Origin of the sequence: Nonomuraea muscovyensis, from assembly GCF_014207745.1 — a bacterium.
In the GTDB taxonomy this organism is placed as follows: domain Bacteria; phylum Actinomycetota; class Actinomycetes; order Streptosporangiales; family Streptosporangiaceae; genus Nonomuraea; species Nonomuraea muscovyensis.
Genome location: NZ_JACHJB010000001.1, coordinates 333570 through 348772, shown reverse-complemented (window position 1 = coordinate 348772; position 15203 = coordinate 333570). Strand labels below are relative to the sequence as shown.

Here is a 15203-nt window from a genome sequence, read left to right as displayed (position 1 = left end):
GCAAGCGTCACCTCGCCAGGCGGGGGACCGGGGAGGGCGAGGTCGGCGGAACGGCCGGGCTGCCCAGCACGGGGCGACCTAGGCTACCTTCAGCACATGGCTGAGATCGTGTACCCGCCGGTGATCGCCGCCGCGCGGACCCTCTTTCGCGTGCTCGACTACCGCTTCCACCTCGAAGGGACCGAGCACGTGCCGCGGACCGGTGGAGCGGTGCTGGTGAGCAACCACATCAGCTACCTCGACTTCATCTTCGCGGGGTTCGCCGCGCTGCCCGCCGGGCGTCTGGTGCGCTTCATGGCCAAGCAGGACGTGTTCGACCACCGCATCTCGGGGCCGCTGATGCGCGGCATGAAGCACATCCCGGTCGACCGGGGCGCCGGGGCCGGCTCGTACGCGACGGCGCTGCGCAAGCTGAAGTCCGGCGAGGTGGTGGGCGTCTTCGCCGAGGCCACGATCAGCCGGTCGTTCACGGTCAAGGAGATCAAGAACGGCGCCATCCGCATGGCGCAGGCCACCAACACGCCGATCATCCCGGTGGCGCTGTGGGGCAGCCAGCGGCTGTGGACCAAGGGCCGGCCGAAGGCGCTGACGCAGCGGCACGTGCCCATCACGATCATCGTGGGCGAGCCGATGCATCCCAAGCGCGGCGAGGACGTCACCAAGCACACGACCGACCTGCACGAGCGGCTGTCGGGGCTGGTGGACCGGGCGCAGCGGACCTACCCGGAGATCCCGCCCGGCGTCTGGTGGCAGCCGGCCCACCTGGGCGGCACGGCGCCCACCCCGGAGGAGGCCGCCGCGATGGACGCCGCCGAGGCCGAGGCCCGCGCGAAGAAGCGGGCCGGGGCGGACGAGCTGTAGGGAGCTAGATCGCCGCCTGGTAGCTGCTGGCGCGCATGCCCGCCAGCAGCCCCGCGGTCTGCTCCAGGGTGAAGCGGCGCACCGGGTCAGGGTGCAGCAGGCCCTCGATGAGGGGGCGCATCACCCCGGCGCGGCGCGGCGTCGGGTAGCCGCCGCTGCGCGCCATGGCGAGCACGGTCGCCGCGTCCTGGCCGGGGTAGGGCGGCTGGCCCTCGACGGCGCTGTAGAGGGTGGCGCCGAACGACCACAGGTCGGCTTCCTTGCTGGCCGGGCCGCCGTAGAGGCGCTCGGGGGCCATGAACGCGGGCGTGCCGCGCAGCCGGCGTGAGGTGGTCATCCGGATGTCGCCCTCGGCGGTGGCGATGCCGAAGTCGGTGAGCACGACGCGGTCGCCGGTGAGCATGACGTTGGCCGGCTTCACGTCACGGTGCAGCACCCCGGCCTGGTGGGCGGTGCGCAGCGCCGCCAGCAGGTGCTGGCCGATCGCGGCCACCGACTGCGCGGGCAGCGTGCCCACCTGCGACAGTAACTGGTGCAGCGAGAGCCCGTCGAGGTACTCCATCACGATCCAGAGCTTGCCGCCCTCCTCGATGAGGTCGTGGACCGTGATGATGTTGGGATGGGTGAGCCGGGCGGCCATCCGCGCCTCGCGGAGCACCCGGCGGCGCACCATCTCGGCCTCGCCGGTGAGCGTCAGCTCCTTGAGCGCAACCTCACGGTGGAGAAGCTGGTCGAACGCGCGCCAGACGACTCCCATCCCCCCACGACCGGCCTCCTCGTTCAGGAGGTACCGTCCGCCGATCTCCCGCATGCCATCCCCTCGTCGCCCGGGGTAATCATGTCATCTCACCACAGATCTAGGGTGCCGAAAGTGATCCAGATGTGGGGTCAACTGTATGATCGCTGGTCAAAGGCACCGAAATTCGCCTAGGTGCGACACGCCACACGAGGCAGACGGCGGCGACGCTGACGGCCGTGGCGCTCAGGAAGACGGCGGGCAGCCCGGCCAACTCGCCGAGCACCCCGCCGAGCGCCGCGCCCACCGGCATCCCGCCCATCCCGATCAACCGGTAGGCGGAGTTGACCCGGCCCAGCAGCTCGGCGGGAATGAGCCGCTGGCGGGCGGAGATGACGAGCACGTTCGCGCTGGCGCCGGCCAGGCCCCACACCACGGCGGTGGGATAGAGCAGCCAGGCGACGGGCAGCAGCACGGGCACGAGGTGCAGCAGGGCGGAGACCATCCACATGAGCACCAGGGTCCGGCCCTCGCCGAGCAGCCTGGTGATCCGCTCCGAGACCAGCGACCCGGCGAGCGCGCCGACGGCCAGCGCCGTCATCATCAGCCCGTAGCCGCTGGGCTCCAGGCCGACCCGTGACCCCTCGCCGACCAGCCACAGCACGAGCACGCCGAAGTAGGCGGCGCTCGCGGCGTTGATCGCCCCGGCGGACAGGGCCAGCGTGCGCAGGAACCGGTGCCCCCACAGATAGCGCAGCGCCTCGGCGATCTCCCGTCGCATGGACGCCGCTCCCTGCCCGTCCGCCCGCGGGGGGCGGGCGGGCCGGAACCGGCCGCGCATGCCCAGCAGGAGCAGCGCGGCGGCGCCGTACAGCAGGGCGGGGCCGCCGAGGACGGCGGCGGGCAGGAGCGTGACCAGGACGCCCGCCAGCGGGGCGCCGACGAAGTCGTTGCCGACCGTCTGCGCGCCCACCACGCGGCCGTTGGCGGCCGCCAGGCGCTCCGCCGGCACCGTCATCGGCAGGACCGCCTGCGCGGCCGTGTCGGCGAACACCTCCGCCACGCCGGCCACCAGTACGGCCAGCAGCATGAGCCACAGGTTCAGCACACCGGACGCGGCCAGGGCGCCGGCCGCCACGAGCCCTCCGGCGCGGCCCGCGTTCGCCAGCGCCATGACGCGCCGGCGGTCCACCCGGTCGGCGACCGCCCCCGCAGGCAGGGCGAACACCAGCCACGGCAGCGTGGCCGCCGCCCCGACCAGGGCGACCTCGGTGGGGGAGCGCGTGATCGACACGGCCAGCAGCGGCGCGCCGACCTTCAGCACGCCGTCGGCGAGGTTGGACAGCGCCGCCGAGGCCCACAGATGCGTGAACGACCGCCCGAGACCTGCCATGTGCGCCGCCCTCTCGCTAGGATATGTAAGGAAAGATGTGCATAGATTCCTTTGCAAAGATAGGTGTGCACAGCTATGTCGAGCAAGCCCTTTTCCGCGCGCACTCTCGACCCGAACGCGCTGAAGTCGTTCGCCCATCCCCTGCGCCTGAGCCTGTACGAGCTGCTCGACGAGCACGGCCCCTCCACGGCCACCCGGCTGGCGGGCCTGCTCGGCCAGAACACCGGGGCGACCAGCTACCACCTGAGGGAGCTGGCCAGGCACGGGATGATCGAGGAGGCGCCGGAGCTGGGCAGGGGCAAGGAGAAGTACTGGCGGATCACGCCGGGCGGCTTCTCCTACGGCGAGGCCCCGCCCGGCGACGAGGAGACGGCGAACGCCCTCGAAGCCCTCCTCGACGACCTCGTCCGGCGGCGCGGCGCGGAGCTGGCGCGGTGGCGGGAGGAGGAGGCGGCGACGCCCGAGGAGTGGGTGCGGGCCAGCGGGCTGGGCCGCCGCTCGCTGCGGCTCACGGCGGGGGAGACGGCGCGGATGCGCGACGAGGTCTTCGAGGTGCTGGAGCGCTACCGGGCCATGGCCGACCAGCGGGACGGGGAGTCGCGCGGCGAGCCGGATCCTTCGCTGGGGCACGTGGTCGTCCACTTCGACGTCCTCCCGGTGGGCCTCACCGGCGGTGAGCGGCCGGCAGCGGATGGCTGACGCCGGTCAGCTCCTCCGACAGCTCCCACAGCCGCCGGGCGGTGGCGACGTCGGACAGGGCGCGGGGCCGGTGCCGGGTCGTGGGCTCGCCCCGTAGCTCCAGGAACCCGTCGGGGGCCACGTAGCCGCCGCCCGGCGCCTCGTCCGCCGTCGCGGCGTACAGGGACGTCCTGGCGCCTTCGGCGACCGGCCGGAAGGCGAGGCGCACCAGCAGTGCCGTGGCCGACCGGTAGAGCCGCCCGCGGGCCGCGTTGGCGCCGCCGGTGAGCACGTTGGTGCGGGTGAGCCCGGGTGCCACGGCCAGGCTGCGCAGCGCCAGCCCCGCTGCCGCGGCCCGGCGGTGCAGCTCCGCGGCGAAGTACAGGTTGGCCCGCTTGGAGGCCACGTACGCGAACGGCGCGCTGTAGCGCCGTTCGGCGCCGAGCCGGTCCACGTCGAACCGGGCGAACCGCTGTCCCTCGCTGCTGACGGTCACCACCCTTGCCGCCGGCGCCGCCGCCAGGGCGGGCAGCAGCAGGCCGGTCAGCGCGAACGTGCCCAGGTGGTTGACGCCGAAGTGTGACTCGAACCCGTCGGCGGTCCGCGCGAAGGGCACCATCGCGACACCGGCGTTGTTCACCAGCAGGTCGAGCCGGTCGTGGTCCCACCCGGCGGCGAAGTCCCTGATCGACGCCAGGGCGGCGAGGTCCAGCGGGCGCAGCTCGGCCCGGGCGCCGGGCGCCTCGGCGCGGAGGCGGGCCAGCGCCGCCCGGCCGCGTTCGGCGCTGCGGCAGGCCAGCACCACGTGGGCGCCGCGGCGGGCCAGCTCGCGGGCGGTCACGTAGCCGATGCCGCTGTTGGCGCCGGTCACGACCGCCAGCCGGCCCGACTGGTCGGGGATGGCATCGAAGGTCCAGGAACGCATGGCGGTGCCTTTCGAGAGGTCCTATCGCAACTTTGAGTTGCGATACGATCGTGGCATCCGATCCGCCGATATCGCAACTTGGAGTTGCAATGGAGTCCGCCTCCCCTCCCGACCGGCCGGTGGGCCGTGGCGCGAAGGTGCGCGCCGCGGTCCACGCCGCCACGCTCGCCGAGCTGGTGGACAACGGATACGCCGCGCTGACCGTCGAGGCCGTCGCCGCACGTGCCGGGGTGCACAAGACGACGGTCTACCGGCGCTGGAAGGACCGCGAGAGCCTCGTCGTGGACGCCCTGGCGGGGCAGGCCGCGGCCGACGTCCCCGTCCCCGACACCGGCTCCGTCGAGGGCGACCTGCGGGCGCTGGCCCGCTCCCTGGTGGCCATGGTGACGGGCGGGAGCGGGCCGGCGCTGCTCGCGGCGATGTTCTCCGGCGGGGCCGGGCTCCCGGAGATCGCCGAGGCGCGCCAGCAGGTCTTCGGCGACCGGCTCCGGCGGGCCCGCCCGGTCGTGACCCGTGCGGTCGAGCGGGGCGAGCTGCCCGCCGGCACCGACCCCGGCGAGCTGCTCAGGACGCTCGCCGCGCCGATCTACTTCCGGCTGCTCATGACGGCCGAGCCCGTGGACGCGGCGACGGCCGACCAGGCGGTCCGTGTCGCCCTCGCCGCCGCCCGGGCGGGCGCCCTGACCTGCATACATACGTGAGCCGGTATCATTCGGAGCCCGATATCAATATTGGACACCACGCGGAGCTCTCTGATCTTCTCGTCTCCCGTTGCCCACCATGAGTGCGAACAGGGAGTCCGGAATGCAGCACCACCCCCGTAGGACCCGGAGCATCAGCAGGAAGCTGGGAGTCTCCGCACTGGCGATCTCCACCACGATCGCCGGAGCCGCCTGGACCGCCACGCCGGCCACAGCCGGTGTGGCCGGTGTGGCCCGTCACGCCGCCGCCGCGACGGCCGCGCCCGCCGCGAAGTTCGACCTCCGCGCGGAGTTCCGGAAGCTGGAGGCCGCCTACCAGGGCCGCGTCGGCGCGTACGCGATCGACACGGGCACCGGCAAGACCGTCGGCAACCGCGCCCACGAGCGCTTCCCCAGCAACTCCAGCTTCAAGGCGATCCTGTGCGGCGCCGTGCTGCACAAGGCCCGCACCACCGACCCCGGCCTGATGGAGCGGACCCTGAAGTGGAAGGAGTCCGACGTCGTGACGCACTCCCCGGTCACCGGCCTCAAGGAGAACATCGCGAACGGGCTGACCCCTGAGCGGCTCTGCCACGCGACCATCACCACCAGCGACAACACGGCCGCCAACGTGCTGCTCAAGCAGATCGGCGGCCCGCCCGGGATGACCCGCTACTACCGCTCGCTCGGTGACCCGGTCGGCCGGCTGGACCGCTACGAGCCCCAGCTCAACGACTGGAAGCCGGGTGAGAAGCGCGACACCATCATGCCCGCGTTCATGGCCCGCGACCTGCAGAGGCTGACCGTGGGCAAGGCCCTCGTCCCCGAGGACCGGCGCCGGCTGATCGGCTGGCTGAAGGACAACACCACCGGTGGCGAGCGCATCAGCGCGGGCCTGCCGAAGGACTGGGTCGTCGGCGACAAGACGGGGACCGGCGGCGTGTACGGCACCGCCAGCGACATCGCGATCGCCTGGCCGCCGTCCGGCGCACCGGTGATCATCGCCGTCTACGTCCGGCGTGACACCGCGGACGCCGAGGTCGACAACGGCACCATCGCCAAGGCCACGTCCCTGCTGGTGCGCGGGCTGGGCAGGACCTCCTGACCCGTGGTGCGCACCCGCCGCTCCCACGCCGGTAGGCCCGCGGCCCGCGAGCGGGAGGCCGCCGCCGACCGGCGGGTGGTCGCGGTGCTGGTGGGGGTCCAGCTCACCGCGGCGCTCGGGTTCCACGCGGCGATGGCGCACGTGGTGGCGCACCTGCGCTTCGACCTGGGACTGCTCGCGGGGACCATCGGGCTGGTGCTCGGGGTGCGGCTCGTGGTGCAGTACGGGCTGTACCTGCCGGTCGGGGCCCTCACCGACCTGATCGGGCCGGCTCCGGCCGGGCTGCTGGCGTGCGTGCTGCGGGCGGCGGGGTTCGCGCTGCTGGGGGCCGCCGAGGGGGTGGCGGGGCTGCTGGTCTCGGCCGTGCTGCTCGGGGCGGGCGGGGCGCTGTTCCATCCGGCGAACCGGTCACTGCTGGCCGGGGTCGCGCCGGTGACCCGCTCCCGGGCGTTCGCGGCGTACACGGTGACCGGGCAGCTCGCGGCCGTGGCGGGCCCGCCGATCGGACTGCTGCTGACGGCGGGAGCCCTCGGCGGCCTCCTCAGCCCGTCCGCCCCGGCCGGGTCGGACGAACCGGTCGGCTCGGGCGAGCTGATCGGGCTGGGCGGCGGGCTGCCGGGGGCGGCCGGGCCGGAGGGCGGCTTCGGGGTCCTGGCGGGCGTCGCGGCGGTCGCGTGGATCGCCGCCGCGGTCCTGTTCGCGCTCCTGCACCGCCTCCAGGTGCCCGCGACCGGAACGCCCGTCTCGGGAACGCCCGTCTCGGGAACGCCCGTCTCGGGAACGCCCGTCTCGGGAACGCCCGTCTCGGGAACGCCCGTCTCGGGAACGCCCGTCTCGGGAACGCCCGTCTCGGGAACGCCCGTCTCGGGGACGCCCGTCTCGGGGAGGGGTGCCATCAGGAGGGCCGTCACCAGGAGGGGCGCCGTCCGGCTGCGGTCCCGGGCCGCGCAGGCGGCGGGCGGGGTGGCCGGGGGAGTGGCGGCGGTGCTGCGGGACCGGGCGTTCGTCCGGTTCTCGCTGGTGACGGCGCCCAGCACGCTGCTCGTCACGCAGCCCGTGACGGTCGTCCCGCTCAGGGGGATCGGCGAGGAGCACACCACCCTCTACCTGTGCGCGGCCGCCCTGGTGGCCGCCGCCGTCCAGCCCCTGGTCGCGGCCCGGCGCCGGGCCGAGCGCCGCTGGGCCATCCCCGCCGGGCTGCTCTGCTCCGCGGCCGGGTACGCGCTGCTGATCCCGTCCACCGGCTCGGCCGGCGCGGACGTGGGCGGGCTGGCGGCCGCGGCGGTGTGCGGCGGGCTGGCGGTGGGCCTGCTGGAGCCGTCGATCTTCCAGCGGACCGTCCGGCACGCGCCGCCCGGCCGGTCCGGCGCCTACTTCGGCGTGATCAACTTCGTGTCGGGCATGGTGGCGTTCGCCGGCGGGCTGGCGGTGGGCCGCCTGTTCGACGCCGGCCCGGCGGGCGCGACCGCCGCACTGGCCGCTCTCGCCTCGCTCGCCGCCCTGTCGGCCGGCTGGACCGCCCGCGGGCCCGGCACCTGACGGCGGGCCGGGCGTGACGAAGGTACGTGCGTGCCGGCACCCGCGGGACGCCGGGGCGTCGTGGTCAGGACGGCGGGGCGTCCACGCGCGACTGGCGGATCGCCACCTGGTAGGTCTCCTCCAGGTGGGTGAGCGTCTCGTCGAAATGGCGTGCCGCGTAGGCCGCGTAGAGCACGTCGATCACGAGGAGCTGCCCCCACTTGGCGGTCACGGCCTCGCCGTAGTGGGCGCCGCCGGTGGGCACGTTGGAGGTGTAGAGGCTGACGTCGCAGTGGTCGGTGATCGGCGCTCCCTCGGCGGAGGTGATCCCGATCGTCCGGGCGCCGTGCTCGCGGGCCAGCCGCAGCGACTGGATGATCGGCGCCGACTGCCCGGAGTGGCTGATGCCGATGAGCAGGTCGTCGGCCCGCAGGACGGACGCGAGCATCACCTGGACGCTCTGGTCGCGGAACAGCATGCACTTCTTGCCCGCCCGGGTGAAGCGCATGACGCCCTCCTCCGCCGCGATGCTGGAGGACCCCATGCAGCAGAAGACGATCGTGTTGGCCGCCTCGATCAGCGACACGGCCGACTCGACGGCCGTGACGTTCTGCCGCTGGGCCGTCTGCCGGATCGCCCGCTGGCTGCTGCGCTCGATCTTGCCGACGATCGCCTCGATGGGGTCGTCGCGGGCGATGCCGTCGTAGACCCCGCTCTCGGGCTCCGCCACGCCCTTGCGGTCCTGGGCGCGGGTGACGAAGGAGGCCTCGGCCAGCGCCAGGCGCAGGCTCTGGTAGCTGTCGAGGCCCACCTCGCGGACGAAACGGGAGACGGACGACTCGGCCACGTCGCAGGCCATCGCCACCTGGGTGATGGACATGGTCTGCACGGCGCCGGGATCGTTGAGTATGTGCTCGCCGATGGCCCGCAGCGCCCGCGGCAGGTAGGGCAGTTTGCCGGCGATCCGGTGCAAGAGCGCGGTCGGATCTTGCACAGGCTCGGCCATCGTCACCCTCGCGTCGTCAGTCACCACATGCAAGAACTCTCAGTATGTTATCCACCGCCGCCGTGGTGGCCCGCTCGACGCTCTCCTCGGTGAACCCGCCGACGTGCGGGGTGGCGATCACCCGGTCGTGCCGGACCAGGCGCAGGTCGGCCGGAGGCTCCGTGGGGAAGACGTCGGTGGCGTACGCCGACAGCCGCTCCTCCTGCAGCGCCTTCACCACCGCCTGCTCGTCCACCAGCTCGGCCCGGGCGGTGTTCACCAGCACCGTGCCGGGCCGCGTCAGCCGCAGCAGCGCGTCGTTCACCAGCGGCTCGGGTGACGGCGGGACGTGCAGCGTGATGGCGTCGGCCCCCGCGGCGACCTCCGCCAGGGAGCCGGACCGGAACCGGTCGCCGAGGCGGAGGGTGAGGCCGGGCTGGGCGTCGTACCCGATGACGCGCATGCCGAGGCCGATCGCCAGCCCGGCGACCCGGCGCCCGATCTGCCCGAGACCCACGACACCCAGCGTCCGGCCCGCCACCTCGGCGCCGCGCCGGCGGCGCCACTCGCCCTGCTTGAGCCGGGCGTCCGACCAGGGGATCTGCCGGAAGGCGGCCAGCGTCAGCGCGATGGTCAGCTCGGCGACGCCCTGGGCGTTGGCGCCGGCCGCCACCCGCAGCTCGATGCCCAGCTCGCGGACCGCGTCCAGGTCGATGGAGTCCACGCCCACGCCGTTGCGGGCGATGACCCGCAGGCCAGGACAGGCGCGCAGCAGCTCGCCGGTGACGGGCTCCACCCCGGCGAGATAGCCCACGCAGCCGGGCAGCACCGCGAGCAACTCGGCGGGCGTGGGCGTGCGGCCCGGGGCCGGGTACACGACCTCGTACCCGGCCTCGCGCAGCCGCGACAGGGCGGGATGGCCCGCAGCAGACAGGGAGCGGGGCGTCACCGCGACGCGCCCGCGACGGGGGCGCGGCGCGGTCACGGGAGCGTCGACGGCCGGCGCGGACACGTCAGCCCGCCCACTTGGGGTTGTCGACGAACACCGGCTCGCCGTCGCGTTCGACGCACAGCTTGCGGAACCCTCTGGTCTCGATCGTGCCGTAGTCGTGGCCGGCGTGCCCCGGGAAGGCGAAGAAGGTGACCAGCGGCTCGGTCGCGCTGGTGTTGATGCTGCGGTGGGCGTACCGGCGCGGCACGTAGACCGCCTGGCCCGGCCCGAACTCGGCCGCCTGCCAGTCGCCCTCGGGGTTCTCCATGAGCATGTAGCCGGTGCCGCGCAGGCAGAAGTAGATCTCGCCCGTGTCGAGGACGCTGTGGAAGTGCCCCTTGGTCATGTGGTACTCGTCGCCCACCTTGCCGGGGTAGGTGATGCTCGTGCCGTACGCGACATCGCCCGAGGTCTCCGGCACGCCCATGTCGTAGAACTCGTAGACGAGCACGTCGTCCCGCTCCACCTGGGCCCTGGCCGCCTCGACGTCGGCGTACATGGCGGCCATCGCCGACAGGCGGCGCCTCAACGTGGGCCGCTGGGCCGACAGGCCGCTGACGAGGTCGAAGGCCGTCACGGTCGCGGGAACGGTGGTGGTCGGGGTCATCATGTCAGGCACCTTTCTGGGTTGCGGACCGCGCCGTCGTGGACCGCGCGATGCGGGCGAGCCGGTCGAAGGCGGGCCCGCTGGTGGGGATGTCGATGTGGAAGACCTCGGCGATGACGCGGGTCCAGCCGTGGATGAAGTACGTCCAGCCGTCCTCGACCCGCAGCCCCCGGGCCGCGACCTGGGCCCTGGCCTGGTCGAGGAAGAGCAGGTCGCCGCGGTAGTTGAAGTCCCAGACCAGGCCGCCCTCGGGCAGGACGGCCGCGCCGGTCAGCGGGGAGCCGGGCCGGTCCTTGCCGAGCCCGGTCGCGTTGACCACCATCGACCCCGGCGCCAGGGCGGCGACCTGCTCGTCGTTGAGCTCGGGCCGGGGCGCGTGGACGTACTCGACGTTCAGCGAGGTGCCGAGCCGGGCGTGCACGGCGCGCATCTCCTCCAGGCGGTGCGGCCGCCGGTTGGTGACGACGATCCTCGACGGCACGTCGAGGCCGCGCGCCCGGCGCCGGTGCAGGTAGAGCGTGAGCGCCAGCGAGGAACCGCCGGCCCCCAGCAGGAGCAGCTCGCCGCCGCCCGCCCAGTGGCCGTCCGGCACGATCGCCTCCAGCGACAGGCCCGAGGTCACCGGGTCCATGGCGTGGCCCCACAGCTCGGCGCCCCGCTTGGAGATGCTGCTGACCTCCTCCAGCAGCGCGGTGTCCTCCCCGACGCCGTCGAACAGGTCCCTGGCCGCCTTGTAGAGGTTCAGCTTGTGGGTGGTGACGAGGGCGCCGAGCGAGTGCGGGTCGTCCTTGATGAAGGACACGACGGACCGGTAGCCGTCCGCCGCGTCGTCGAGCGGCAGGTCGACGCCGCGGATGGCGGCGTCCAGGCCCAGCTCGGCCGCCCACTTCGGGAAGACCTTCATGATCGAGGACGAGCCGGTGGTGACGCCGACGAAGTACATGGTGGGGCCGCCGGCCGGTTCGAGTCGGGGCATGCTGCTTCTCCCTCTCCTGATCGAGAGCGTGCTCGTCCGAGGCACCGGCATCGCCGGCACCCACGGAACGCGGATATGTCGTGCTGCGGGGGGTTAGTCCCTCTCCCAGTCCCTCACCCGCCGGACGGCCTTCTTCCAGCCCGCGTACATCGCCTCACGGCGCTCGGGCGGCATGTCGGGCACGAACTCGCGCTCGACGCGGTAGGCGGCCGTGAGTTGCTCGCGGTCCCGCCAGAAGCCGGTGGCCAGACCGGCCAGGAACGCGGCCCCGCGCGAGGTGGACTCCACCACCGTGGGCCGCACCACCGGCACGTCCAGCAGGTCGGCCTGCAGCTGCATGAGGAAGTTGTTGCGCACCGCGCCGCCGTCGACCCTGATCTCCCGGGTCCGGATGCCCGAGTCCTCCTCCATGCAGCCGATGACGTCCTTGATCTGGAACGCGATCGACTCCAGCGCCGCCCGGATGACGTGGTTGCGGTTCGCGCCGCGGGTCAGGCCCATGATCGCGCCGCGGGCGTACGGATCCCAGTACGGCGCCGCCAGCCCCACGAACGCGGGCACGAAGTACACGCCGTTGGTGTCGGGCACCCGCCGGGCGGCGTACTCGGTGTCCTCGGCGTCGTAGACGATGCGCAGTTCGTCGCGCAGCCACTGGACCGTCGCCGCCGAGGTGAAGATCAGCCCCTCCAGCGCGTACTCGACCTCGCCCTCCAGCCCCCAGGCGATCGTCGTCAGCATGCCCCGCTCGGAGGTGACCGGCTCGGAGCCGGTGTGCATGACCAGGCTCGCGCCGGTGCCGTAGGTGGCCTTCACCATGCCGGGCTCGAAGCACGCCTGCCCGAACAGCGCCGCGTGCTGGTCGCCGATGGCCGACCCGATGGGCACCCGGGCGTCGATGAAGATCGACTCGCAGGTGTGGCCGTACACCTCGCTGCTCGGCCGCACCTCCGGCAGGACCGCGCGCGGGATGTCCAGCTCGGCGAGCAGCCGGTCGTCCCACCGCCGCTTGTGGATGTCGAACATCATGGTCCGCGAGGCGTTGGTGTAGTCGGTGACGTGCGCCCGGCCGCCCGTGAGGTTCCAGATCAGCCAGCTGTCCACGGTGCCGAAGCACAGCTCGCCGCGCTCGGCCCGCTCCCGCGCGCCGGGGACGTTGTCCAGCATCCACTTCAGCTTGGTGCCGGAGAAGTAGGCGTCCACCACCAGCCCGGTGGTCTCACGCACGTACGTCTCCAGGCCGCGTTCCTTGAGCTCGTCGCAGAAGCCGGCCGTGCGCCGGTCCTGCCAGACGATGGCGTTCATGACGGGCGCCCCCGTCGCGCGGTCCCACAGCACGACCGTCTCGCGCTGGTTGGTGACGCCGATGGCGGCCAGCCGCGCGGCGTCGGTGTTCGCCTGCTCCAGCGCCTTCTTCGCGACGGTGATCTGGGTGTGCCAGATGTCGAGCGGGTTGTGCTCCACCCAGCCGGGCTCCGGGTAGATCTGCGGGAACTCCTGCGCCGCCTCGGTGACGACGTCACCGGCGTGGTCGAACAGGATGGCGCGGATGCTGGTGGTTCCGGCATCGAACGCCATGACGTACCTCTCGGTCATGGCAGGACCTCCTTGTCGCCGTCGAAGACGACCATGGCCTTCATCCCGGCGCCCGACGCCGCGTGCTCGAAGGCCTCGTCGATGCGTTCGATCGGGAATGCGGCGGTGACGAGCTGGTCGAGTCGTACCCGCCGTTCCCCGGCCAGCCGCAGGGAACGGGCGTAGTCGGCGTTGCTGCTGCCGGTCGTCCCGGTCAGCGTCAGGCCCTTGTAGTGGAGCGCGTTGACGTCGAGGGGGACGGTGCCGTCCCGGCCGAGCCCGGCGAAGAAGTTGAGCCGCCCGTGGGTGGCGAGCAGGCCGACGGCCTCGGACTGCACCTGCGGGCTCGACGCGGCGGTGATGACGACGTCGGCGCCGCGCCCTCCCGTCTGCTCGGCCACCACCTCGGCCAGGTCCTGCCGGGGCACCTCCACCACGACGTCCGCGCCGAGCCGGCCGGCTGCCTCCAGCCGCCGGCCGCCGTGGCCGGACACGATGATCTTCTCGGCGCCCGCCAGGCGGGCCAGCATGACGTGGAACGCGCCGATCGGGCCCGCCCCGATGATCACGACCACGTCCTCATAGCCGACGCCGACGGCCCGCTGGCCGCGGTAGCAGCAGGAGAACGGCTCGACCAGCGCCGCCTCGGTGTAGCTCAGCGTCTCCGGAAGCCGGAAGACGTTGCCCCGCTGGAGGGCGAGGCCCGGCACCCGCAGGTACTCCTGGAAGCCGCCGTCGAGGGTGATGCCGAACGCCTCGTAGTCCGGGCACATGTTGTTCAGCCCCGCACGGCAGTGGGAGCAGCGGCCACAGCCGACGTTCGGCGTGAGCGAGACGCGGTCGCCGACGGCGTGGCCGCTCACCCGCGAACCCACCTCGACGACCTCCCCGGCCACCTCGTGCCCGAGGATGCGGGGCCGGCCAGGGGGCAGCTTGAAGTGGCCGTGCCTGGAGATGCGCAGGTCGGTGCCGCAGATGGACGCGGCCCGGACCCGCAGGAGGATCTCGTCGGCCTCGATGCGCGGCACCGGCACCTCGGTCACGACGATCTTGCCGGGTTCGTGGAAGACGGCCGCCCTCATCGCGTGCTCCCCTCGCCGGGGCGCGCCCCGGCCTCCCGCCGCGCCTCGTCGGAGACGGCGAAGACCACCTTGTTGGACCAGACCCGGCGCCCGGCCATGTCGGCCAGCACCGCCGGCACCTCGTCCAGGGACGGGGTGTGACTGATGAGCGGGGCCACCCGGAGGGCACCCCGGCGCAGGTGCTCGACCACCATCTCCCACTCGCTCCGCCCGGCGGGGGTGATCTTCGAGTTCCAGGTGCCCAGCACGGTCAGCTCGCGCCGGATCAGGGACGAGATCAGGTCCCGCGGGATCGTCACGTCACCCTTGAGGTCGCCCAGGACGAGCACCTGCCCCGCCGGCGCGACGGCCTCCAGCGTCTGCAGGAACGTCTCGGGGAACCCGCTCGCCTCGACCGCCGCGTCCACCCCTGCGCCGCCCGTCAGGTCCCTGGCCGCCTCGACGGTGTCGCGCGCCGCCGCGTCGACGACCTCGAAGCCCAGCTCCGCCATCACCTGCCGCTTGCGCGCGTCCACGTCGGCGACCAGCACCCGGGTCCAGCCGAGGACGCGCAGCCACTGTGCCGCCAGCGCGCCGATGGGCCCCGCCCCGATGACCAGCGCGCTGCCGCACGCGGGGACGCGCAGCTTCAGCACGCCGTGCAGCGCCACGGCGGCGGGCTCCACCATGGCCGCGTGCACGAGCGGCACGTCGGCCGGCACCGGGATCAGGTTGGCCTCCGGCACCCACAGCAGCTCGGCCATGCCGCCGTCCCGGCGCGAGCCGAAGTAGTCGTAGTCACTGCTCAGCGCCCACTCGCCGACCTGCGCCAGCGGATCGTCGCGGCGCGGCAGCAGCGGGAAGACGGCCACCTTGTCGCCGGGTGCGAACCTGCTGTCCGCGGGCGGCCGTTCGACCACGGCGGACAGCTCGTGGCCGAGGACGAGCGGGTAGTGGTAGGCCGTGCCCCGGGCGAAGCGCAGCAGGTCGGACCCGCACACGCCCACCCCGCCGACGCGCACCAGGACGGGGCGCTCGCCGAACGGCTCCGGATCGGGCACGTCGGTGTAGTCAAGGACGTTCGGTGCCTTGAGTACGGCTGCCTTCATCGTCGC

Annotated in this window: 15 protein-coding genes; 5 read left to right on the top strand and 10 right to left on the bottom strand. The window is 73.3% G+C overall.

The window, feature by feature from the left end; translation table 11 throughout:
* The first annotated feature begins 96 nt into the window (after positions 1 to 96).
* Entirely contained in the window at positions 97 to 861 is a 765-nt protein-coding gene (locus FHU36_RS01700; RefSeq protein WP_185082048.1) for a lysophospholipid acyltransferase family protein, read from the top strand.
* Positions 862 to 865: 4 nt separating this feature from the next.
* Here FHU36_RS01700 and FHU36_RS01695 read toward each other — a convergent pair whose 3' ends face one another.
* Positions 866 to 1672 (bottom strand): serine/threonine-protein kinase, encoded by an 807-nt coding sequence (locus FHU36_RS01695; protein WP_185082047.1) that lies wholly within the window; start codon positions 1670 to 1672, stop codon positions 866 to 868.
* Positions 1673 to 1718: 46 nt separating this feature from the next.
* Complete coding sequence (locus FHU36_RS01690; protein ID WP_185082046.1) at positions 1719 to 2990, bottom strand: MFS transporter; 1272 nt, start codon at positions 2988 to 2990, stop codon at positions 1719 to 1721.
* A 75-nt stretch (positions 2991 to 3065) separates the two neighbouring features.
* On the opposite strand from FHU36_RS01690, the gene FHU36_RS01685 reads away from it, so the two are divergent.
* Positions 3066 to 3689: an ArsR/SmtB family transcription factor gene (locus FHU36_RS01685; RefSeq protein WP_185082045.1), complete on the top strand. Its 624-nt coding sequence runs from the start codon at positions 3066 to 3068 to the stop codon at positions 3687 to 3689.
* On the opposite strand, the gene FHU36_RS01680 is transcribed toward FHU36_RS01685, so the two are convergent.
* A complete protein-coding gene (locus FHU36_RS01680) occupies positions 3655 to 4593 on the bottom strand; it encodes an oxidoreductase (RefSeq protein ID WP_185082044.1) in 939 nt (312 codons plus the stop codon). The two genes, FHU36_RS01685 and FHU36_RS01680, sit on opposite strands and share 35 nt — an antisense overlap.
* 89 nt (positions 4594 to 4682) lie before the next feature.
* Here FHU36_RS01680 and FHU36_RS01675 point away from each other — a divergent pair, with 89 nt between their 5' ends.
* From FHU36_RS01675 to FHU36_RS01665, 3 genes are all read left to right on the top strand, one after another.
* Complete coding sequence (locus FHU36_RS01675; protein WP_221495734.1) at positions 4683 to 5294, top strand: TetR/AcrR family transcriptional regulator; 612 nt, start codon at positions 4683 to 4685, stop codon at positions 5292 to 5294.
* Positions 5295 to 5397: 103 nt separating this feature from the next.
* On the top strand, positions 5398 to 6378 hold the full coding sequence (gene bla / locus FHU36_RS01670; RefSeq protein WP_185082043.1) for a class A beta-lactamase: 981 nt from the start codon (positions 5398 to 5400) through the stop codon (positions 6376 to 6378).
* A gap of 3 nt (positions 6379 to 6381) precedes the next feature.
* Positions 6382 to 7917: an MFS transporter gene (locus FHU36_RS01665; protein ID WP_185082042.1), complete on the top strand. Its 1536-nt coding sequence runs from the start codon at positions 6382 to 6384 to the stop codon at positions 7915 to 7917.
* A gap of 64 nt (positions 7918 to 7981) precedes the next feature.
* Here the strand turns inward: FHU36_RS01665 and FHU36_RS01660 are convergent, their stop codons facing one another.
* From FHU36_RS01660 to FHU36_RS01630, 7 genes are all read right to left on the bottom strand, one after another.
* Positions 7982 to 8902, bottom strand: a complete 921-nt coding sequence (locus FHU36_RS01660) for a MurR/RpiR family transcriptional regulator (protein ID WP_185082041.1) — start codon at positions 8900 to 8902, stop codon at positions 7982 to 7984.
* Between the two features lie 16 nt (positions 8903 to 8918).
* A complete protein-coding gene (locus tag FHU36_RS01655) occupies positions 8919 to 9893 on the bottom strand; it encodes a phosphoglycerate dehydrogenase (RefSeq protein WP_221495733.1) in 975 nt (324 codons plus the stop codon).
* Between the two features lies 1 nt (position 9894).
* Positions 9895 to 10482 carry a glucose-6-phosphate isomerase gene (locus FHU36_RS01650; RefSeq protein WP_221495732.1) on the bottom strand — a complete coding sequence of 196 codons (588 nt, stop codon included), beginning with the start codon at positions 10480 to 10482 and terminating at the stop codon, positions 9895 to 9897.
* Position 10483: 1 nt separating this feature from the next.
* Positions 10484 to 11455, bottom strand: a complete 972-nt coding sequence (locus FHU36_RS01645) for a shikimate dehydrogenase (RefSeq protein ID WP_185082040.1) — start codon at positions 11453 to 11455, stop codon at positions 10484 to 10486.
* Between the two features lie 93 nt (positions 11456 to 11548).
* Positions 11549 to 13048, bottom strand: a complete 1500-nt coding sequence (glpK, locus tag FHU36_RS01640) for a glycerol kinase GlpK (protein ID WP_185082039.1) — start codon at positions 13046 to 13048, stop codon at positions 11549 to 11551.
* On the bottom strand, positions 13045 to 14109 hold the full coding sequence (locus FHU36_RS01635) for a zinc-dependent dehydrogenase (RefSeq protein WP_185082038.1): 1065 nt from the start codon (positions 14107 to 14109) through the stop codon (positions 13045 to 13047). The genes glpK and FHU36_RS01635 overlap by 4 nt, the downstream gene beginning before the upstream one ends.
* Positions 14106 to 15197, bottom strand: coding sequence for a galactitol-1-phosphate 5-dehydrogenase (locus tag FHU36_RS01630; protein ID WP_185082037.1), 1092 nt, complete (start codon positions 15195 to 15197; stop codon positions 14106 to 14108). Before FHU36_RS01630 ends, FHU36_RS01635 begins: the two co-directional genes overlap by 4 nt.
* Positions 15198 to 15203 lie beyond the last annotated feature (6 nt).